This window comes from Thermocrinis jamiesonii (assembly GCF_000702425.1).
Lineage (GTDB): Bacteria > Aquificota > Aquificia > Aquificales > Aquificaceae > Thermocrinis > Thermocrinis jamiesonii.
In genome coordinates, this window is record NZ_JNIE01000008.1 from 1 (window position 1) to 20,576 (window position 20,576).

Sequence of the window (20,576 nt, forward strand, 5' to 3'; positions counted from 1 at the left end):
ATATTCTTTTTGTTCTTTCTTTTCTGAATAGATGCCAAGATTGTATGGAAGAGTCAATAAGTGTTTTTGCGAGATTAAGCACTGGGATGTTGGTGATGTAGGAAAGTATATAGAGTGCGCAGAGTTGCACGTCAGACACTTTAGGAGTTCTTCCTACTTTTGTAGATAAGACAGTTGGGCAGTAAATAGGTATTGTCTGTTGGATTTGTTGGAATAGATTAGAAAGATAATTCATTTTTGCTCCTCCTTTGGTAGGGTTTAGGGATATTATAAGTCCCTGCCCTCCAAAGGGCTTTCTAACAAGAAAACTTGCATTTTTCTTAATTTCTCACCCGACGTATAAGAGTTATTATAATTTGTTATCTTTGTTAAAGGAGGTTTTTGTTATGGTTTGGTTTGCAAGATTGTTAAAAAACCTTGACAAGGAGGAGAGGAAATGGCAAAAACCCTCGGACTGCATATCTTAGCAGACCTGCACGGCATTAACCCAGACCTAATTGACAGAGTGGAAGACATAAAAAACCTTTTGGAAAGTGCAGTAAAAGTGGCAGGTCTTACAAAGATCTCCTCTCACTACTACCAATTCCAACCGCATGGAGCTACGGGGGTTATTCTTTTGGCTGAATCGCACATATCCATCCACACATGGCCAGAGCACGGTTTGGCTACAGTGGATGTCTATACCTGCGGTGATCCATCTAAGGCTTACAAAGCCATGGATTACATAGTATCTATCTTGGAACCAACGAGGGTGGATAAGCAGGTGCATGAGAGGGGATTGATAGAAAGTTCCGAGGGTTCCGATTTGCGTAGTATTCTCTTAAGGGTTTAAATTAATCTTAGAGGTAGGAAATGTTTAGCTTTACGGAAGAACAAATAAGAAGATACGCAAGGCACATTATACTGCCCGAGGTGGGCGGTAAGGGACAGGAAAAGCTATTAAAGTCTAAGGTCTTAGTGGTAGGTGCAGGTGGTTTGGGCTCTCCCGCCATACTGTATTTAGCCGCTGCAGGTGTGGGAACTATCGGCATAGTAGATTTTGACGTGGTGGATCTTTCTAACCTGCAAAGACAGGTCATCCACAACACAGACAGGGTTGGAACTCCAAAGGTAGAATCCGCAAAGCAAACTGTGGAGAGACTAAACCCCGATGTGAAGGTAATAACTTACAACACACGCTTGAATAAAGAAAACATCTTAGACATAATCAAGGACTACGATGTGGTTTTGGATGGGACTGATAACTTTCCCACCAGATTTTTAATAAACGATGCGTGTTACTTTGCTGGAAAGCCTTTGGTTTCTGCGGCCATGCTTAGGTTTGAAGGTCAAATATCCGTGTTTGACTTCAGAAAAAAGGACGAGTCGCCCTGCTATAGGTGTCTTTTTCCGGAACCTCCACCACCAGGTTTGGTGCCTTCTTGCCAAGAAGCGGGTATTCTTGGCTCCATAGGTGGTATTATGGGTTGCATACAGGCTACGGAAGCTATAAAGCTCATTCTTGGAATAGGTGAGCCCCTTGTAGGTAAGCTTCTCATAATGGACGCCCTTTCTATGGATTTTAGAAAGGTAAAGCTCAGAAAGGATCCAAGCTGTCCCCTTTGCAGTGAAAAGGCGGTCATCAAAGAGCTTGTGGAATACGAACAAGTCTGCGATATGCACTTTTAAAACATGCGCTTAGGTGTGAACATAGACCACGTAGCTACGCTGAGGCAAGCCAGAAGGACCTTTGAGCCAAGCCCCGTGTTTGCTGCACTCATAGCTCAGCAAGCGGGTGCGCACCAAATAACATTGCACCTAAGGGAAGACAGAAGACACATCCAGGACGAAGACCTAAGGCTCATTAAAAAGCTAATAAAAATTCCCATAAACCTTGAGATGGCACCTACGGAAGAGATGAAAAACATAGCCCTTGAAGTAAAACCAAACAGAGTAACCTTAGTTCCAGAAAGAAGGGAGGAGATAACTACGGAAGGTGGTTTGGACGTGGTAAGGTTAGAAAGCTTTTTGAAAGACTACCTTAAAGAAATAAAGCTTGCTAACATTGAAGTGTCTTTGTTTGTAGAACCTGAAGAAGAACAGATAGCTGCTTCAAAAACTGTGGGTGCGGATGCAGTAGAGCTACACACCGGAAGATACGCTAACCTTTGGAACGAACACAAAAAAGAACAAGCAAGAGAAGAGCTTGAAAGATTAAAAAAAGCATCTTTGTTAGCCAAGGAGCTTGGCTTAAGAGTCTATGCAGGACACGGACTAACTTACCACAATGTGGCAGATTTGGTGAGAGAACTAAAAGACTATGTAGAAGAGCTAAACGTTGGACACTCCATAGTTTCCAATGCGGTTCTTTTTGGCTTTGAAAGGGCAGTAAAAGAGTTTATTGAAAGGATAAAAGAAGGGTTGTTATAATTAAATATTAGTCCCCGTAGCTCAGGAGGATAGAGCGCGAGATTCCTAATCTCGAGGTCGGAGGTTCGACTCCTCCCGGGGACGTTGGGCGATTAGCTCAGTGGTAGAGCGCCATCCTCACACGATGGAGGTCGGAGGTTCGAGTCCTCCATCGCCCATTTTATAATTTATTTAGTGGAGCTTTTAGAACTTTGGAAAAGGCACTTAGAAAAAACAAAAAGTGAAAGGACTACTATAACCTATACAAATGCCATAAAGTCTTTTCTAAAAAAGCTGAACATAAATGAAAACCTTCTTGAGGTATCCTCAAAGGAGCTTTATCAGTATGCAGATTCTTCAGAGCTTTCCCCAGCATCCCTTCTAACTCACTTTTCCGCCATCAAACACTTCTACAGGTTTTTAACAAAAGGCGGTTTTTTACCCAAAGAGAAACTTTCTGAGATAGAAGAGACTATAGAGGAAATAAAAGAGGATTATGGATTACACAAACTTTACAGAAGGCCCAAAGCATTGGGAAAGAAGGAGTTGGAAATCATCTTTCAAAAGGTTAAAGGTTCTAAGTATGAAAACATATACAAACTGTTTTTATACAGTGGGATAAGGCTATCCGAATACAAAAATCTTAGACCTGAACACTTTTTCTTAGATAAGAGCGGTATATATTGGATACACCTGCCTGCAGAGATAACCAAAAGGAAAAGGGAGAGGATGGCACCCTTGATTGGACCGTCAAGGGAAGACACCTATAGATTTACAGAAAGCTTGGATAAGTGTTTGAAAAATTACGAAGAAACCTTAAGCACAAACACGGGTTCCTTGCAGGTTTATACAAACCGGCTTTCCAAAAGGCTCCGCATTCACTTTTCTTTGTACAGTTTCAGACACACCTACATAACAAACCTTATAAATCAGGGCTTTCCAGTGGAGTTGGTCAAAGAGTTTGCAGGACATGCAAACATTAAAACCACCATAGACATCTATTACCGCTTTAACCAAGAAAGAGCAAAAAGTATAGTAGAGAGCTTTCTAAGGGGATGAAATTTTTCTTGATAACTATATTTCCAAATTTGTTTGAGTGTTTTTGTCAGTATGGTATAGTTTCTCAGGCTATAAAAAAGGGAATGTTGGAAGTAATTCCCATAAACCTTAGGGACTATGCGCCGAAAGGGAAAGTGGATGATTATGCTTACGGTGGGCATCCGGGAATGGTCCTAAAGCCAGAGCCAATAGTCTTGGCTTACGAGGATATAGTTTCTAAGTATGGAAAGCCCTATACCATAATACCCCAACCGTGGGGTAAGGTGATAACTCAGGAAGACTTGGACAGACTCTCCAAGCTAAGCAGTTTATTGGTAATATGCGGAAGATACGAAGGTATTGATGAAAGGGTTAGCTTTTTGGCGGACGAAGAGCTTTCTTTGGGAGATTTTGTGCTTTCTGGTGGAGAGCTTTTTGCCTTAACCCTTTTGGAAGGAATAGCAAGACTTTTACCTGGTGTTCTGAGCGAGCCAGAAAGTATAAAAAAAGACTCATTTAGAAGGTGGCTTGGTGCTCCAGTTTATACCAGACCCGCCGAGTTCAGAGGTATGCAGGTGCCAAAGGTGTTGCTCTCTGGCAATCACAAGGTAATAGAGCTGTGGGAACTTTGGCATTCTATAAAGAGAACGCTGGAAAAGAGACCAGACCTTGTTCCCAAGGACTTGTCGCCTTTGGAAGAAGAGATGCTAAAAGCTATAAAAGGTGGTCTTTCCTTTGAGGAGTGGCTGAAAAGAGGAAATCCATGATTCTCTTTGTAGTAGAATCTTTCACAAAGGCAAAGACCATAAGCAAATACTTAGGAAAGGGATATTTGGTGAAGGCGTCAGGAGGACACATAAAGGACCTGCCAGAAGACGAGCTCGGAGTTGACTTAGAAACTTTAACTCCTTTCTTTGAGTGGAGAAAAGGCAAAAGAAAGGTCTTTGAAGACATAAAAAGGCATGCCATAAATTCTGAGCTTATTCTCCTTGGAACAGACCCAGACAGAGAGGGAGAAGCTATATCTTACTTTTTCTGGGAAGAGCTAAGGAAGACAAAAAAACCAATATACAGGGTTTATTTCTACGAAGTGACGGAGGAGGCAATAAAAAAGGCTATAAAGGAAAAAAGGAGCATAGACTTCAACCTTGTTAAAGCCCAGTTTGCAAGAAGGGTTTTAGACAGACTCATCGGATACTTACTTTCTCCTGAGCTTTGTAAAGAGCTAAAACAAAGGGGACTTTCTGTGGGAAGGGTTCAGTCCCCTGCTCTGAGGTTGATAGTTGAAAGGGAAAGGGAAATACAGGCTTTCAGAAGGAAAAAGTTTTACTATGTAAAGGTAGTTTTTGAGGACTTTCACGCTTATTTGGAAGTAAGGTTTGAAAAGCCAGAAAATGCTAAACCTTACATGGAAAAGCTAAAAAATGCTTTCTTTGAAGTAAAACAGGTGGAAAGGTGGCAAGAAAAGGTAGCACCACCCAAACCTTTTAACACTCCAGAGCTTCAGAGAGCTTCCAACGAAAGGTTAAAGCTGAGTGTGGAAAAAACGATGAAGATTGCCCAAGCGCTTTACGAAGAGGGTTTTATCACTTACCCAAGAACGGATGCCCACCGCATGAACGAAAAAAAGGCTCAGGAATTTCTGGCTTGGATAGAAAAGCACTACGGAAAAGACTACGTGGGCACTCTCAGAAGATTTAAAGAGAAGGCTCACGTACAGTCCGCTCACGAGTGCATAAGACCCACAAACCTTTACAAAAAACCGGAAGGCAAAGAAGAACTCTTGCTCTTTGAGCTGATACTTGGTAGAACCTTAGCAAGCCTATCCACACCTGCTGTTTTGGAAAACCAAAGGGTAACTTTGGTTCCCATAGGGCAAGAAAACCTTGAAATAGTTGCAAAAGGAAGGGTGCTGATCTTTGACGGTTGGTCTAAATTTTATCCGCACGACTTTTTACAGCAAAAACTACCAAAACTTAAAGAAGGACAGGTCTTAAAGCCAAAGCAGATCCTTTTGGAAGAAAGACAAACACAACCACCCAAGAGATACACAGAAGGAAGCCTTGTAAAAAAACTGGAAGACTTGGGCATAGGAAGACCATCTACCTACTCCACAATAGTAAAAACCCTAAAGGAAAGGGGTTATGTGGTGGTAGAAAAGGGCGAACTAAAGCCTACTCCTATAGCCTTTCAGGTGGTGGACTTTCTTATGCAAAACTTTCCAAAGCTCGTAGATTACAGCTATACTGCTAAGATGGAAGAGCTTTTGGATTTGGTAGAAGAAGGTAAAAAGGATTGGAAAGAAACGGTGAGACATCTTTTTAACGAAATCATAGCTGGAAATCTTTACCAAGATAAACTTCTCTAACCTTCTGATTTTCTATTACTTGCCAAGGTTCTCCTTGGGCTAAAATGGAACCTTCTGAAATAATATACACCCTATCCACCGCTCTTATGGTTTCTCTGACGTTGTGGTCTGTTATAAGAATGCCTATGTCCTGAGCTTTTAGGTTAAGTATTAGCTGTCTTATGTCTGATACCATTATTGGGTCTATGCCTGCAAAAGGTTCGTCAAATAGAATGTATTTGGGTTTTGGTATAAGACAACGGGCAACTTCTAACCTTCTCTTTTGACCTCCGGACAAGCTCCCCGCCTTTTGATTTCTTAGCTCGTAAAGTCCAAAGTCCGTTAAAAGCTCTTCTGCCCTTGCTAGCTGTCCTTCCCTGCTTTCTTCAAAGAACTCTAAAAAGATAAGCAAGTTCTCCATAACAGTTAGATCTTCAAAGAGCGTATGCTCCTGTGGAAGAAAGGATAAGCCTTCCTTTGCCCTTTTGTGGGCAGGCATGTGTGTTATATCTTTACCTTCCAGCTCTATTTTTCCTTCATCCACCGGCAAAAAGCCCACCAGACAGTTAAAAAGGGTGGTCTTTCCCGCACCGTTGGGACCCAAAAGCCCTACCACCTCTCCCCTTCTTACATAAAGACTAACCCCCTTTAAAACTTCCTTGTCTTTGTATCTTTTCTTTATACCGTCAGCAATAAGTAAGTCCTTCAATATGAATAAATTATATCTTCGTAAGTTTCCCTTTTTCTTATCACTTTCACACTTCCCTTCTCCACTAAAACCTCACAAGCTCTTGGTCTTGCGTTGTATTGGGAGGACATGGCAAAGCCATAAGCTCCCGCAGAAAGCACAGCCAGATAATCTCCCCTTTCAACGTAAGGAATTTCCCTGTCCAAAGCTAAGAAGTCTCCAGTTTCGCATATGGGACCCACCACATCAGTTTTTATGTATTTTGAGTTTCTTTCCACCACAGGTACTATGTGATGATAGGCGGAGTATATGGCAGGCCTGATAAGGTCGTTCATACCCGCATCCACTATCACAAAATGCTTGTGTCCTTTATCCTTTAGAAACTGCACTTGAGTTATCAAGATACCCCCATTCCCCACTATGGACCTTCCGGGCTCTAAAATTATCTGTGCCTTTACATCTTTCAAGCTTGGCATTATGGCGTGGGCTAAATCTTCTGGCTCTGGGTTTGCCTGATCTGGCTGATACTTTATACCCAAGCCACCACCAAGGTCTAAATACTTTATGTCAAACCCAGACTTGCTTAAATCCCAGTAAAGTTCTACCACCTTTTCCACCGCCTCTATGTAAGGAGAAACGTCCAGTATCTGTGAGCCAATATGACAGTGTATCCCGACGATCTCCAAGTTTTTCAGCTTCCTTGCGTATTCGTACTCCTTCTTTGCCTGCTTTATATCTATGCCAAATTTACTTTTCTTCATACCAGTAGATATGTAAGGATGGGTTTTAGGATCCACGTCCGGATTTACCCTTATGGCTATTCTGACTTTTTTCCCTAAGCTTTGCCCCACATCGTTTAGCACGTCAAGTTCCATAGAGGACTCTACGTTGAACATCAAAATGTCTTGCTTAACCGCAAACTCTATTTCTTGAACTGTCTTTCCCACACCCGCATAGACTATTTTGGAAGGATCCACACCCGCCTTTAAAGCCAAATAAAGCTCACCACCAGAAACTACATCCGCACCAGCTCCTTCCTCCTTAGCTAAGGTTATTATTGAAGGATTAAAATTTGCCTTTACCGCATAGCATATAAGAGCCTCTGGAAAAGCCCGCCTGTAGGCTCTTACCCTATCTCTGATGTAAGAAGCACTATAAACATAAAGCGGGGTGCCGTATTCCTTTGCCAAGTTTTTCAAAGAAACACCTTCTAAATGAAGCTCTCCATCTTTATACTCAAGATAGGGATTATACTCTTTCAACAGCATAAAATCTTATTCTATCACAAGGTTTAGCAAAAAGCTTAAATTATAAGCTTATGGGGCTAAAAGAAGAGCTTGTTGAAGTTGAACCATACGTTTATAAACTAAAAGAAAACACCGTTCAAGGACAAAAAGTGCCCGTGTATTTTTACCTGAGCGATAGGCTCTTTGAGATCTTAGAAGAAGATGCTATAAGACAGGCGGCAAACGCCGCAACTTTGCCGGGAGTAAAGAAGGCTATATACGTCATGCCGGACGTTCATGTGGGATACGGTTTCCCTGTAGGGGGTGTTATGGCAACTGACCCAAAGGAAGGGGGAATAATAAGCCCAGGGTCTGTGGGATACGACATAAACTGTGGAGTTAGGCTCATAGCCACCAATCTCACCGCAGATAGAGTGTATCCCGTAAGAAGGGAGCTTATGGAAGAAATACTGAAGGCGGTGCCCGCAGGGGTTGGTTCTACGGGAAAGATAAAGCTTACAAGATCCCAAATGGAAGAGGTAGCTGTAAAAGGAGCCAAGTGGGCTGTTGAACACGGTTTTGGCTTTGAAGAAGACCTTGAGCATATAGAAAGCTTTGGAGCTCTTCCAAATGCTGATCCATCTAAGGTATCAAAGGAGGCTTACGAAAGGGGTTCAGATGAGCTTGGCACAGTTGGTTCTGGCAATCACTTTGTGGAGATTCAAACCATAGACGAGATCTATGATGAGGAAGTTGCAGAACAGCTTGGGCTTAGCCTTGGTCAAGTGTGCATTATGGTTCATTCTGGTTCAAGGGGTTTTGGTCATCAGGTGTGCGTGGATTACTTGAAGGTAGCAAAGGATGCCCTGAAGAAATACGGGATAGATATTCCAGATATGCAACTGGCGTGCATGCCCTTTAATTCTCCAGAAGGTCAAAATTACTTTAAGGCTATGAACAGCGCAGCAAACTATGCCTTTGCAAACAGACAGATCCTTGGGTTCCTAACTGCAGACACAATAAGGAGGTTTTTTGGATTATCTTGGGACGAATTAGGCTACAGGCTAATATACGATTTGGCACACAACATAGCAAAGATAGAGGAACACAAAGTAGATGGTAAAGTCCTAAGGTTGGTGGTTCACAGAAAAGGTGCTACCAGAGCCTTTCCACCCTTTAACCCTGAAGTGCCTCCCGCTTACAGGAAGGTAGGCCAACCCGTTATAATACCGGGGGACGTGGGAAGGTATTCTTTCCTTTTGGTTGGACAAAACAAGAGCATGGACGTTAGCTTTGGAACCGCATGCCACGGTGCAGGAAGGTTAATGTCAAGAACAAAAGCCAAGGAATTTGTAAGAAAAGAAGGGTTGGAAAAGGTCCTTAAGGGTTTGGTTGTGGTGGCGAGGGGTAAAGGAACAGTAGCCGAAGAGATCCCTCAAGCTTACAAGGATGTTTCCGAAGTAGTAAAGGTGGTGGATGCTTTGGGTATTGCAAAGCTTGTGCTAAGGCTCAGACCTTTGGGAACTCTAAAAGGTTAATATGCGAACAGTAGATGTATCCACAAAACCCATAACCCTTAGGTTTGCCAAAGCTTATGGCAAGATCTCCCTAAAAGAAGATACTGTGCAAAGGATCCTAAGTGGGCAAATTCCGAAAGGGGATGTGCTGTCTGCGTGTAAATTAGCTGGTATAATGGCAAGCAAGAAAACTGCAGAACTCCTACCCTTTTGCCATCCCATCTCCTTTGAACACGTTGAAGTGGAAGTAAAAGTTGGGAAAAACTACTTGGAAGTTTTTTCTACAGTCCTTGGAACATCCAAAACTGGCTATGAAATGGAAGCTCTGACTGCGGTGTCGGTAGCTCTGCTGACGGTCTATGATATGTGTAAGGGCTTAGACAGTAGTATGGTTATACAGGAAATAAAACTTTTGGAAAAATCGGGTGGAAAGTCTCAGTGGGGGAAGTCTTTGGAAGGTAAAAGAGTTTTTATAAGAACAGACGAACGCTTTAAAAAACTGATTGAGGAATACCTAAAAAACCTGCATGCTCAAGTTGTTCAAGATGGGAATTTTGACCTGCTTATAACCACAGAAAAAGAGGAGTTTGAAGAATATTTAGGTATAAGCTCAGTTATAAATAATCACCTTTTCTCTGTATTGCCAACAGAGTTAAAGAACGGCGTAGTGGTGGGCAAAAGGGGTAATATAATCGTGGTTCAACTTGAACCTTCAGAGAAGCTAATAAAAGCCTTTTTTGAAAGCTTTGGAGAATGGTTGGGTAATTTTTAAATAGGCGCAGGCGGACTTGAACCGCCGACCTCTGGCGTGTCGGGCCAGCGCTCTGCCAACTGAGCTATGCGCCTTTAGATTTATAATTATAATCCAAATGCTCAAACCTGTGCTTATTCTCAGTAAAACCCACCAACTAAAAAAGCTCCTAAGAAATGCAAAACTTCACACTGTTTGTGAAGAGTCAAGATGTCCAAACATATCTGAGTGTTTTAGTGCAAACACTGCTACCTTCATGATTTTAGGAAATACTTGCACCAGAGGGTGTAGTTTTTGCAATCTCAAAAGGGGTAAAACCCTCCCTGTGGATGAGGAGGAGCCTTACAGGCTTTTGGAAACGGTTAAGCTTTTAAACTTAAAATACGTGGTCATTACCTCTCCTACAAGGGATGACCTAAAAGATGGCGGAGCTTCACACTTTGCTAAGTGTATAAGAGTTTTAAAGGAAAACATAGAAGGTATTAAAGTTGAAGTTCTTATTCCAGACTTTGGAGGCTCTTATGACTCGCTAAAAGTAGTTTTGGATGCAAAACCGGACGTGCTAAATCACAACGTGGAAACAGTCCCAAGACTTTACGATAAAGTAAGAAAAGGTGCAGACTATCAGAGGAGTTTAAATCTTCTCAAACATGCCAAAAGGCTCAGAAGCACCATATACACTAAGTCTGCACTAATATTGGGCTTTGGTGAGAGAGAAGATGAAATAATCAAGGTTATGGAAGACCTGCGGAGCGTGGATTGTGATATTCTGACAATTGGACAGTATTACCAACCTTCGGTAAAACATCATCCAGTGGTAAAGTATTACACTCCAGAAGAGTTTGAAAAACTAAAAGAGATTGCTTTAAGCTTAGGTTTTAAGTATGTGGTTAGTGGTCCCAACGTAAGAAGCTCTTACAAAGCTTACCAGGTGGTGTATAATTATTCATTATGATATTAATCAGGGACAACTTAGAGATTGACTATGTGTATTATGCGGAGTTGGAAATGTTGATGAAGTATGGGGTAGGATATCCGAGTTTGATAATAAACCTTAGAGAAAGGATTTATCAGGAGGGTTTGGAAGAAAGCCCTTATGTGATAAAGACAGACAGAAAGCTTCTTCAAAACGTGCATAAGTTTATAGAACTTATGGAGTCAAGCGATGAACCTTTGGAGGATGACCAAAGCCAGCCCATAGAAAAGTGGTGGTGGCATCTGCACAAAATAGCCAAAGGTAAGTATCCCAGCCTTAAGTTAAAGGAATACCTAAGGGAAATATACAGAAAGAGAAGAAAACATTGGAAGCAAAAAAACAAAGAACACCATTTATTGCTTGATAGCTTAAAGGACAAACCAAAGTATCTTTCACCATTATGGAAGAGCTGAGCAAACTAAGGAGAGAGATAGACCTTATAGATGAGGAAATCATAAAGCTTCTCAACAAAAGGGCCGAGCTAGCAAAGGCTATAGGGGAGATTAAAAAAAAGCTCAAGCTGGAGGTTTATTCTCCAGAAAGGGAGAGGGAGGTTATAGAAAAGGCTATAAAAATCAACAGGGAAGTCTATGGTGAGGTGTTCCCTTCAGAAGCAATAAGACACGTCTTCAGGGAGATAATGTCTGCTTGTCTTTCCTTGGAAAAGGAGCTAAGGATCGCTTACCTTGGTCCAAAGGCTACCTTTACCCATCAGGCTTCTTTGGAACACTTTGGCTTATCCGCATATTACATCCCAGTTCCTACCATAAGGGATGTGTTCTTGGAAGTTGAAACAGAAAGGGTAGATTACGGAGTTGTGCCTGTAGAAAACACCACGGAGGGAGTTGTAAATTATACCCTTGATATGTTCTTAGAGTTTGACGTAAAAATTGTGGGGGAAGTGGTAATACCCATAAAACTCCATCTTCTTTCCAATGCATCAAGCTTGGAAGAAATAAGGGAAGTCTATTCCCACAGGCAAGCGTTGGCTCAATGTAGAAATTGGTTGGAGAAAAACCTCAGTCATGCCAAGCTTGTTGAAACTGAAAGCACTGCCAGAGCTTGCGAAATAGTTTTGGAAAAGGAGGGAGCAGGTGCCATTGCCAGTGAAGTAGCAGCCTACACCTACCACCTAAACATACTGGCGGAGAACATCCAAGACAGCTTGAACAACTACACTCGTTTTTTGGTGCTCGGAAAAAGGGATGTGAAAAGGACAGGAAAAGATAAAACAAGTTTGATATTTGCAGTCAAAGACGAAGCAGGCGCGCTATACAAAGCTTTGGAAAGCTTTTACATATACGGAGTAAATCTTACAAAAATTGAATCAAGACCCTCAAGGAAAAAGGCTTGGGATTATGTGTTTTTTGTGGATTTAGAAGGACACGCAGAGGATGAAAACGTGAAACTGGCTATAGAAAGTCTAAAGGAAAGGACCCAGATGGTAAAGCTATTAGGTTCTTATCCCAGGGCTGTTACCGAAGAGAGCTAACTCTGTTAGGAGCCTTCTTTTATGTTCTTCTCCAGTGGATGGTTTCAAAAAAAGGTCTCCAAGCTTTAAACCTACCGGTGAGCCCCTTCTTAAAAAGTCAAGCACAAGATAACTGAGTTTTGAGACCCTCTCCTCCAGATCACCATCCACGGTGTCTAAGCTCAGGACAACGGGAGGGCTCTCTTCGGAAACAAACTCTTTTACAAAAAACTTATCCAGCTTTGCGGAAAGCTTCCAATGCACGAACTTTATAGGTTCTCCCCTGTATTCCCTAACATTCCGAATCTGATCGTAACCTAACTTTTTGGTTATCTTTAGTAAATCTCCTTTGTATGTGCCTTCCACCGTAAGCTTTTGTTTTACCATTATCGGCTTTGGGAAAACTACCAACCTTATGGGAATTTCTTCAACGTAATACCTTTCAAAAAGCCCCACCGGAAAGGACGAAGAGATCTTCAGGCTTATTTTTTCGTAAAAACCTCTCTTTGGGAATTTAAGAGCTATACTTTCTTCTTGCTCTTTTTTTATCAACGGAAAGAATACTCTACTTTGTCCTTGTTCAACCAGTATGGTAAAGGATGGAAAACTCTTTCTGTTTTTTACGATTATTCTAAATCTTTCCAACCTTTCCGCATAAACTTCCCTTGGTGGTATAAGCTGAACCTCCAAGCCCTTTAAGTTATACAAAGAAAGAAGACCAGAAATAAGCATAAAAGAGAGCAAAAAGGAAACCACCAAATACAAAAGATTGTTAGAAGTATTTACCGCCGATATTCCCAGAAATATGCTTATACCTATGAAAAATAACCCAGCTCTATTGACCTTTACCTTGTATTTCACCGACGCCCTTCGTGATGTAAGAGAGTATCTCTATAGGTAGAGGTACAAGCACTGTGTTCCCCGGTTTAGATACGGTATTCTGTATGGTTTCTAAGTATCTAAGCTGTAATGCCAATGGTTCTGAAGCTAAGATTTTTGCAGCGTCTGCCAGCTTTTGCGCCGCTTGATATTCTGCCTCAGCGGTGATGATCTTTGCTCTTCTTTCTCTCTCTGCCTCAGCCTGCCTTGCCATTGCCCTTCTTAGCTCTTCCGGAAGGTCTATTTTCTTTAGCTCCACTGCAACCACCTTTACACCCCAAGGGTCCGTCTGTCTGTCTATTATCTCCTGAAGCTGGATGTTTAGCTTTTCCCTCTCTGCCAAAAGCTCGTCTAACTCCACCGAACCGCACACGCTTCTTAAGGTGGTCTGAGCTATCTGGGAGGTAGCGTAAAGGTAGTTCTCTACTTCCACAATGGCCTTTACCGGATCCACTACCCTAAAATACACCACCGCATCCACACTAACAGAGACGTTATCCTTTGTGATTATGTCTTGTGTAGGCACGTCTAAAGTGACCGTCCTTAAATCCACCTTTACCATTTTGTCTATGATGGGGATGAGTATAAAAAGGCCTGGACCCTTTGCACCTATCACCCTACCCAACCTGAAGATAACCGCCCTCTGATACTCAGGAACTATCTTTACAGCTGCAGCTAAGAATATAACAACCAAAATAGCTATAACTATCAGTGGAGAAAAGCCCATAACAACACCTCCAAGGATTTTTAGTATATCACCTCCAAAAACCGAAAGCAGAACCACCGCAAAAAAAAGCAAAAAAGGTAGTAAATCAAGGATTCCTTTCATAATTAAACCTCCGTTCCGCCTAAAACCAAAGATCTTATCCTAAGAGTGGGCTGAGCGTCCGATACTGGCACACCCTGTCCGTCTTTACCACACGTACCTATGCTCCAACCCAGATCCCAACCCACCGCATCCACATCCTGCAATACCTTTGGACCATTGCCTATTAGAGTAGCAGACCTTATGGGATAGGTTATCTCCCCATTTTCTATCATATATCCCTCCATAATTTCAAAGACGAAATCTCCAGTTACTGTATTGACCTCTCCTCCTCCCATTTTAACTACAAACACCCCTTTCTTGGTATCCTTTATTATATCCTCTGGATTGTCCTTACCGCTGGCTATGTAGGTATTTGTCATCCTAACCATTGGAATGTGAGCGTAGCTTTGCCTTCTTCCGTTTCCGGTGGATTGTTTTCCTTCTTTCATGGCAGAGAGCCTGTCATACATATAGCCCACTAAATAACCGTTTTCTATAAGCACAGTCCTTTGGGAAGGGACACCCTCGTCATCCACCACAAAGTAGCCATTTTTACCCTGAAGGGATCCATCATCTATTACAGTTATCAGTTCGCTGGCAACCTTTTGTCCCAATTTACCCTTATAAACAGAGAGACCTTTTTGGACTAAGTCCGCCTCAAATCCGTGTCCTACCGCCTCGTGTATCATAGTCCCTCCAGCTTCTCCAGAAAGGACCACCGTAAATTGTCCAGCAGGTGCTGGCTTTGCAGAAAGCATAAGCAAAGCTCGCTTTGCAGCCTTTTCCGCCACAAGCTCGGGAGGTGTTTCCTCAAAGATCTCAAAGCCCACAGTTCCTCCCAAAGACTCATAACCTCTTTGCAAGTTTATACCGTCACTTGCTACCACTTCTGTAAAGAACACTACTCTCTTTTGCAAATCCTCTGCAATTTCCCCCAAAGAGTTTATCACCATAATATCCCTCGTTTTGTCCATGAGAACCACTAAAACCTGTTTTATCTTATCTCCAAAGCTTCTGGCTTTTTCATTTGCCCTATGAAGTATGTCTGCCCTGTAATTTAAGTCCTTTTCTTCCGGATCTATTATTACCTTAGTCCATCCAACTATACGCTTTTTGCCAATGGCAACTGGCCCATGACCACTGCCCTTAGCTAAGGTCTTTGCTATTTCCAAAAGGTTTTCGTAGGTTATATCGGTAGTGTATCCATAATAGGTTTTTCCATTCTTTATTAGCCTTATGCCCACACCTTCATCAATTCCCCACTGAACTTTGTCTATTTTGTTATCCTCCAATTGGATCCTGCTCGTAATTGACTTCTCGTAAAATATCTCTCCGTATTCTCCTCCGTTGCAAAGCAAGTTAGAAAGTATGTATCCAGCCTTTTCCTTTATGTAATCCTTTACACTCATGACCACAACCTCCCAAAGGTTTCGAGCGGAATGTTTGGCTCCGGATTTATATCATCAGGGGCGGTTATGCCCCTTTTAAACCTTTCCAAACCTGCATAAGCTATCATCACCGCGTTGTCTGTAGATAGCTTTGGATGGGGTATGTATAGCTCTATGCCGAGTTTGTCTGCAAGCATGCTAAACCTCTGGCGAAGTCCGGTGTTTGCGGAAACTCCACCAACCACTATCAATCTCCTTACCTTAGTTAGTTCCAAAGCTCTTAAGGTTTTGGCTTCCAACACATCCAAAACCGCATTTTGAAACGAAGAAGCCAGATCTTCTTTTGAATACTCACCAGATTCTACAATACGTCTTACTGCGGTCTTTAACCCACTGAAAGACATATTAAGCGTTGGCTCTTCTATCATAGGTCTTGGTAAATTATACGTAGGTTTTCCCTCCTTTGCTAACCTGTCCAATATAGGCCCACCTGGATAGCCAAACCCCATAAGCCTTGCGGTTTTGTCGTAGCTTTCTCCCACCGCATCGTCCAAGGTTCCACCTAAGAATGTGTATCTTCCAAAACCTTCAACTAAGTATAGGTCTGTATGACCTCCGGAAACGATCAAAGCCAAAAACGGATAAGGAATAGGTTTTTCCACGAAAACAGAGTATATGTGTCCTTCTAAGTGATGCACGGGCACTAAGGGTTTCCTTAGGGCATAGGCGATGGATTTAGCAAAGGATACACCTACCACTAAGGAAAGTATAAGACCGGGAGTTAAGGTAAAAGAGATAAAATCAATCTTACTTAGGTTAAAGTTTGTCTTTTTAAGAAGAAGATCCAGGAGGGGCAAAAGATTTTTGGTGTGTTCTCTTGCAGAAAGCTCTGGGACCACCCCACCAAACTCTTGGTGGATTTTAGTCTGAGAAAGCAGAACATCTCCTATTAATCCGCGCTCTTGAGAATACAAAGCTAAGGCAGTTTCATCGCAGGAGGTTTCAACTGCTAAGGTTATCATATGTTAGCTACTCTCCTTAGCTTTTGTCCCGATTTTATCAATTCCAAAGCTTTGCTTAGCTGAGGGTCCATTTCTGGTATAACTATTAGTCCGTTCTTACCTTGTAGTTTTCTTTGCCTTATGGCCTCTCGCAGAGCTTCTTCTTGCTTTTCAGTCATGGCTATTTCAACATCTGGAGTTATACCGCTTTTGTGTATGAGTTTGCCAAGGGGAGTGTAATAGTAAGCAACTGTCAGTTTTAAGGCGGAACCATCTTCCATAGGTATGATGTTTTGCACGGACGCTTTACCGTAGGATTTCTCTCCCAAAATAATAGCCCTTTTGTGATCCTGTAGGGCACCAGCTACGATCTCTGAGGCACTTGCAGAACCTCTGTTTATCAACACAACTAAAGGAAGATCATCAGGTATTATTGGCTTCCGTCTGGAAAAGTATCTTTGGGTTTCCCCATTCCTGCTTTTTGTATAAACTATGAGCTTTCCTTCGGGCAAAAATAGGTCTGTCACATTTACCGCTTCACTCAAAAGTCCTCCAGGATCATTTCTTAGGTCCAAAATCAAGCCATTAGCTCCTTTGGCAAGCAGTTCTTTGATAGCCCTTTCTACTTGAACGCTTACCTTTTCGTTAAACTGAGAAAGCTTTATATAGCCTACGTTTTCTCCTACCATTGTCCACTTCACGCTCTCTATCTTTATTAACGCCCTTTCCAGCTCTACCATTATAGGCTTGTCCATACCCTTTCTGTATATAGAAAGTCTTACTTTTGTTCCCACCTTACCTCTAATCCTTTGCACCACATCCATAAGACTCATGTTTGATGTATCTTCTCCATCTACTTCAAGTATTATGTCACCTGGCTTTATACCTGCTCTGTAAGCAGGGGTTCCTTCTATGGGAGATATAACTATAGGCCTTCCTTTTTCCATACCTATTTCTATACCTATGCCTCCAAATTCCCCTTCTGTTTCTTGCTTAAAGTTCTCGTATTGCTTAGGATCAAAAAAGGCGGAAAACGGATCTAAAGCTCTTGTCATACCGTTCAAAGCACCGTAGATTAAGTCTTTTGTACTAACTGGCTCTACGTAATTGTCTTTTACTATCTTCAGCGCATCGGTAAAAATTCTTAGATACTTATATTCGTCCTCTGCTTGCTTGCCCTGAGAAGCAAAGCCCACTATAAAGCCTAAGCTAAAGGTTAATATTGCTATTCCAATACTTCCCAATTTATTAAGCTTTCTCATAGCGATAATATAATATAATGCACTTTACTTTACGCGTATCACCTCTGGCTCCTTGAACGGTCCCTTCACTGAATACTGAAGCTGATAAAACTCATACTTTTTATCAATAGGAATTCTTATTATAGCTGTTTTATTCCTGTAATCTACAGGCGGTATGCTGTACTCTTCGTAAATCTTGGGTTGTCTAGATATGTATGCCCTTACTTTTACAAACTCACTCATTAAGCTTAGTTTTTCAACCTTCTGTCTAATTTCTACAATAGACCTATCCGAATTTGGAATTATGGTTATTGAAACATAGTGATTAACAATCCCTTCTATGAAATCTATATCGTATTTAAATGATTCTTTACTTTCTACTTCTGCTGTTTTAACTTCCGGGTTTAAAGGCAAATGTTTTGGATTCTCACTTACTCTATTAACATCCAAAGGCATCCAGTTTGAAATATTAATAGCCTCCGCTTTTTGCTGTATGTCTTTTTCTACTTTATCTTCTTTTTCAACGGTAACTGATTCATTAGTATTTTTGCTGTGGAGAATGCCAGCTAATACGATAACAACGGAAAGTAAAAAACCAGCAACAAGCTCCATGTTTATCCCTTCTTTACCTTTATCATTATAAGCTTGGGGAGGAATCAATAAATAGGTATGGAATGTAAAACTTGGTTTATAATCTTACAAGCCATGTTTCAGGGGTCAATTGTAGCTTTGATAACCCCTTTCAAAAATGGGGAAGTAGATTATGAATCTTTGGCCAAGCTCATAGAGTTTCATATAAACAACGGCACAGATGCCATCTTGGTGTGTGGCACCACCGGGGAGTCTCCCACCCTGACCTTTGAAGAACACGAAAAAGTTATAGAAGAGGCGGTTAAGATAGCCAAAGGGAGAATAAAAATAATAGCTGGCACAGGAGCCAATGCTACCCACGAAGCCATTGAACTTTCAACTCACGCTCAAAAGGTAGGAGCGGATGCTTGCCTTTTGGTAGTCCCCTATTACAACAAGCCAACCCAAGAAGGACTTTACAGACATTTCAAAGCTGTTGCGGAAGAAGTAAGCATACCTATAATTCTTTACAACATCCCCTCAAGGACAGGAGTAGAGATAGCGCCAGAAACCATATACAAACTTGCAAAGGAACACGAACATATCGTAGGTTCAAAAGAATCCACTCCAAACATGGATAGAATATCGGAGATCAAAAAGTTGATGGGAGAAAACTTTACTATTCTTTCTGGTGATGATTCTCTAACGCTTCCTATGATGGCTTTGGGAGCAAAAGGGGTAATATCTGTTGCCAACAACGTAATGCCCAAAGAAGTTAAAATGCTTGTAGATTTTGCTTTGAAGGGAGACTTCAAAAAGGCAAGGGAGATGCACTACTATCTGTATGATCTGTTTAAGGTGCTCTTTATAGAGACTAACCCTATACCTGTAAAGACCGCCTGTTGGGCTATGGGTATGTGCGAAAAGGAGTTTAGACTACCTATGTGTGAGATGAAACCAGAAAACGAAAAGAAACTTCTCAGCGTGTTAAAGTCTTACAATATACCCTTAGTGGTTCAGCATGAGTAAGCTTTTATTCTTTTTAAACAGCTTCTATTTAGGTATGGGTGTCTTTTTCAGTGCATACATAGCACCTACTCTTTTTAAAGTTTTGGAAAGGGCAGAGGCAGGGAGGGTGGTAGAGAAAGTTTTTCCAGTTTACTTTGGTATTGGCTTTCTTGTAATGCTGATCTCCGTAGTGCTTGGTTGGAAGTTAGGCAAACTTTTCTTTGCAGTATCTTTGGCTAATTTCTTAGTGCATGGATTTCATCTTTTTTATGTTCTTCCAAAAGCCAGAAATTTAAAGATGATTGATTATTCAGAGTTTATGAAGTGGCATGGTGTGTCCATGGCTTTAAATTTATTTGGCTTACTGCTTGCTTTTATTATGATTATACTTTTGGTAAGAAAGATATAAAAACTAATGAGGTGAGTAGAGATGATGGATGTGTTCTTTATGGAGAGGGATCCCTATGCACCCATTAGGCACTGCTATCCTGTAGAGAATGTGCTATACCACGGCAAAAGCCAGTATCAGGAAATAACCGTGCTTGAATCTCCATACTTTGGAAGGGTTTTGGTTTTGGATGGTGTCGCTCAGTGCGATGAAAAATTTGAGTTTATTTATCACGAATTTATGGCTCACGTGCCATTGTATGCCCATCCTAACCCAGAAACTGTGCTCATTATAGGTGGAGGAGATGGAGGAGTATTGAGAGAAGTATTAAAACACCCAGAGGTTAAAAGGGCGGTTTTGGTGGATATAGATAAGGAGGTAATAGAAGTATCAAAGCGCTTTTTGCCCACCATAGCCTGTGCCTTTGACGATCCAAGAGTAATCGTTCTAAACGAAGATGGTTATAAATACATCCAAGATTACGAAAACGAGTTTGACGTGATAATAGTTGACTCAACAGACCCAGTGGGATTTGCACATGTGCTCACTACGGAAGAGTTCTTTAAGTATGTCTATAGAGCCCTCAAGGAAGATGGGATATACGTGGGACAGACTGAATCCATTTATTACCATATGGAGATAGTAAGAAGGATCCAAAAAACGCTAAGAAAGATCTTTCCCATAGTTGATCTATACACTGCGGTAATTCCGGGTTATGCGGGTTATTGGTGGACAATGTCTGTAGGTAGTAAGAAATACCAAGTTAGGGAGCCAAGCAGGGAGGTCAAAGTTCAAACAAAACTTTACAGTGAGGAAATGCACAAACATGCTTTCTTGCCAAAGGGGTTTTATGAAAAGATATTAAGTGATGATTACAAGTTCTAATTAGCT

The 20,576-nt window shown here is 41.6% G+C and carries 22 protein-coding genes, 3 tRNA genes and 1 pseudogene; 16 read left to right on the plus strand and 10 right to left on the minus strand.

Annotation, left to right across the window (positions count from 1 at the left end; genetic code table 11):
* A pseudogene (locus K217_RS07855) lies at nucleotides 1-235 on the minus strand (hypothetical protein); the annotation flags it as partial.
* A 201-nt stretch (nucleotides 236-436) separates the two neighbouring features.
* Between K217_RS07855 and speD the strand changes: the two are divergent.
* The 8 genes from speD (at nucleotide 437) to topA (ending at nucleotide 5,794) form a co-directional block, all read left to right on the plus strand.
* Nucleotides 437-832: an adenosylmethionine decarboxylase gene (speD, locus tag K217_RS0107115; RefSeq protein ID WP_029552429.1), complete on the plus strand. Its 396-nt coding sequence runs from the start codon at nucleotides 437-439 to the stop codon at nucleotides 830-832.
* Nucleotides 833-852: 20 nt separating this feature from the next.
* Nucleotides 853-1,668, plus strand: a complete 816-nt coding sequence (gene moeB, locus K217_RS0107120) for a molybdopterin-synthase adenylyltransferase MoeB (protein WP_029552430.1) — start codon at nucleotides 853-855, stop codon at nucleotides 1,666-1,668.
* A 3-nt stretch (nucleotides 1,669-1,671) separates the two neighbouring features.
* Nucleotides 1,672-2,409: a pyridoxine 5'-phosphate synthase gene (gene pdxJ, locus K217_RS0107125; RefSeq protein ID WP_029552431.1), complete on the plus strand. Its 738-nt coding sequence runs from the start codon at nucleotides 1,672-1,674 to the stop codon at nucleotides 2,407-2,409.
* Nucleotides 2,410-2,419: 10 nt separating this feature from the next.
* Nucleotides 2,420-2,493, plus strand: a tRNA-Arg gene (locus tag K217_RS0107130).
* A 2-nt stretch (nucleotides 2,494-2,495) separates the two neighbouring features.
* A tRNA-Val gene (locus K217_RS0107135) sits at nucleotides 2,496-2,567 on the plus strand.
* A 16-nt stretch (nucleotides 2,568-2,583) separates the two neighbouring features.
* Complete coding sequence (locus K217_RS0107140) at nucleotides 2,584-3,447, plus strand: tyrosine-type recombinase/integrase (RefSeq protein ID WP_029552432.1); 864 nt, start codon at nucleotides 2,584-2,586, stop codon at nucleotides 3,445-3,447.
* Complete coding sequence (gene trmD / locus K217_RS0107145) at nucleotides 3,444-4,193, plus strand: tRNA (guanosine(37)-N1)-methyltransferase TrmD (protein WP_029552433.1); 750 nt, start codon at nucleotides 3,444-3,446, stop codon at nucleotides 4,191-4,193. Before K217_RS0107140 ends, trmD begins: the two co-directional genes overlap by 4 nt.
* Nucleotides 4,169-5,794, plus strand: a complete 1,626-nt coding sequence (topA, locus tag K217_RS0107150; protein WP_231477012.1) for a type I DNA topoisomerase — start codon at nucleotides 4,169-4,171, stop codon at nucleotides 5,792-5,794. The genes trmD and topA overlap by 25 nt, the downstream gene beginning before the upstream one ends.
* Here the strand turns inward: topA and lptB are convergent.
* Together lptB and lysA are read right to left on the minus strand one after the other, a co-directional pair.
* Complete coding sequence (gene lptB, locus K217_RS0107155; protein WP_425477626.1) at nucleotides 5,757-6,485, minus strand: LPS export ABC transporter ATP-binding protein; 729 nt, start codon at nucleotides 6,483-6,485, stop codon at nucleotides 5,757-5,759. The two genes, topA and lptB, sit on opposite strands and share 38 nt — an antisense overlap.
* Nucleotides 6,479-7,726 carry a diaminopimelate decarboxylase gene (gene lysA / locus K217_RS0107160; protein WP_029552436.1) on the minus strand — a complete coding sequence of 416 codons (1,248 nt, stop codon included), beginning with the start codon at nucleotides 7,724-7,726 and terminating at the stop codon, nucleotides 6,479-6,481. Before lysA ends, lptB begins: the two co-directional genes overlap by 7 nt.
* A gap of 53 nt (nucleotides 7,727-7,779) precedes the next feature.
* Here lysA and K217_RS0107165 point away from each other — a divergent pair, with 53 nt between their 5' ends.
* Both K217_RS0107165 and moaC read left to right on the plus strand, forming a co-directional pair.
* Complete coding sequence (locus K217_RS0107165) at nucleotides 7,780-9,225, plus strand: RtcB family protein (RefSeq protein WP_029552437.1); 1,446 nt, start codon at nucleotides 7,780-7,782, stop codon at nucleotides 9,223-9,225.
* Nucleotide 9,226: 1 nt separating this feature from the next.
* Complete coding sequence (moaC, locus tag K217_RS0107170) at nucleotides 9,227-9,976, plus strand: cyclic pyranopterin monophosphate synthase MoaC (protein ID WP_029552438.1); 750 nt, start codon at nucleotides 9,227-9,229, stop codon at nucleotides 9,974-9,976.
* Nucleotide 9,977: 1 nt separating this feature from the next.
* Here moaC and K217_RS0107175 read toward each other — a convergent pair.
* A tRNA-Val gene (locus tag K217_RS0107175) sits at nucleotides 9,978-10,050 on the minus strand.
* 23 nt (nucleotides 10,051-10,073) lie between these two features.
* On the opposite strand from K217_RS0107175, the gene lipA reads away from it, so the two are divergent.
* Genes lipA through pheA form a run of 3 tightly spaced genes read left to right on the plus strand, consistent with a single transcriptional unit; the run spans nucleotide 10,074 to nucleotide 12,423 of the window.
* On the plus strand, nucleotides 10,074-10,910 hold the full coding sequence (gene lipA, locus K217_RS0107180; RefSeq protein ID WP_029552439.1) for a lipoyl synthase: 837 nt from the start codon (nucleotides 10,074-10,076) through the stop codon (nucleotides 10,908-10,910).
* The gene (locus K217_RS0107185; protein WP_029552440.1) at nucleotides 10,907-11,344 is read left to right on the plus strand and encodes a hypothetical protein; all 438 of its coding nucleotides are present in this window, start codon (nucleotides 10,907-10,909) and stop codon (nucleotides 11,342-11,344) included. Before lipA ends, K217_RS0107185 begins: the two co-directional genes overlap by 4 nt.
* On the plus strand, nucleotides 11,332-12,423 hold the full coding sequence (gene pheA, locus K217_RS0107190) for a prephenate dehydratase (protein ID WP_029552441.1): 1,092 nt from the start codon (nucleotides 11,332-11,334) through the stop codon (nucleotides 12,421-12,423). The genes K217_RS0107185 and pheA overlap by 13 nt, the downstream gene beginning before the upstream one ends.
* Here the strand turns inward: pheA and K217_RS0107195 are convergent.
* From K217_RS0107195 to K217_RS0107220, 6 genes are read right to left on the minus strand one after another with little or no spacing between them, the layout of a single operon-like run.
* On the minus strand, nucleotides 12,385-13,263 hold the full coding sequence (locus K217_RS0107195; RefSeq protein ID WP_029552442.1) for a DUF58 domain-containing protein: 879 nt from the start codon (nucleotides 13,261-13,263) through the stop codon (nucleotides 12,385-12,387). The two genes, pheA and K217_RS0107195, sit on opposite strands and share 39 nt — an antisense overlap.
* Nucleotides 13,238-14,110: a slipin family protein gene (locus K217_RS0107200; protein ID WP_029552443.1), complete on the minus strand. Its 873-nt coding sequence runs from the start codon at nucleotides 14,108-14,110 to the stop codon at nucleotides 13,238-13,240. Before K217_RS0107200 ends, K217_RS0107195 begins: the two co-directional genes overlap by 26 nt.
* Before the next feature lie 2 nt (nucleotides 14,111-14,112).
* Nucleotides 14,113-15,498, minus strand: coding sequence for a TldD/PmbA family protein (locus K217_RS0107205; protein ID WP_029552444.1), 1,386 nt, complete (start codon nucleotides 15,496-15,498; stop codon nucleotides 14,113-14,115).
* Nucleotides 15,495-16,499, minus strand: coding sequence for a tRNA (adenosine(37)-N6)-threonylcarbamoyltransferase complex transferase subunit TsaD (tsaD, locus tag K217_RS0107210; RefSeq protein WP_029552445.1), 1,005 nt, complete (start codon nucleotides 16,497-16,499; stop codon nucleotides 15,495-15,497). Before tsaD ends, K217_RS0107205 begins: the two co-directional genes overlap by 4 nt.
* Nucleotides 16,496-17,740 (minus strand): S41 family peptidase, encoded by a 1,245-nt coding sequence (locus tag K217_RS0107215; RefSeq protein WP_029552446.1) that lies wholly within the window; start codon nucleotides 17,738-17,740, stop codon nucleotides 16,496-16,498. Before K217_RS0107215 ends, tsaD begins: the two co-directional genes overlap by 4 nt.
* A gap of 24 nt (nucleotides 17,741-17,764) precedes the next feature.
* Nucleotides 17,765-18,331: a hypothetical protein gene (locus tag K217_RS0107220; protein ID WP_029552447.1), complete on the minus strand. Its 567-nt coding sequence runs from the start codon at nucleotides 18,329-18,331 to the stop codon at nucleotides 17,765-17,767.
* A 93-nt stretch (nucleotides 18,332-18,424) separates the two neighbouring features.
* On the opposite strand from K217_RS0107220, the gene dapA reads away from it, so the two are divergent.
* Genes dapA through speE form a run of 3 tightly spaced genes read left to right on the plus strand, consistent with a single transcriptional unit; the run spans nucleotide 18,425 to nucleotide 20,570 of the window.
* Nucleotides 18,425-19,318 (plus strand): 4-hydroxy-tetrahydrodipicolinate synthase, encoded by an 894-nt coding sequence (gene dapA, locus K217_RS0107225; protein WP_029552448.1) that lies wholly within the window; start codon nucleotides 18,425-18,427, stop codon nucleotides 19,316-19,318.
* Nucleotides 19,311-19,706: a DUF4149 domain-containing protein gene (locus tag K217_RS0107230; RefSeq protein WP_029552449.1), complete on the plus strand. Its 396-nt coding sequence runs from the start codon at nucleotides 19,311-19,313 to the stop codon at nucleotides 19,704-19,706. The genes dapA and K217_RS0107230 overlap by 8 nt, the downstream gene beginning before the upstream one ends.
* Nucleotides 19,707-19,727: 21 nt before the next feature.
* Nucleotides 19,728-20,570 carry a polyamine aminopropyltransferase gene (gene speE / locus K217_RS0107235; protein ID WP_038028162.1) on the plus strand — a complete coding sequence of 281 codons (843 nt, stop codon included), beginning with the start codon at nucleotides 19,728-19,730 and terminating at the stop codon, nucleotides 20,568-20,570.
* The last annotated feature ends 6 nt before the right edge of the window (nucleotides 20,571-20,576 follow it).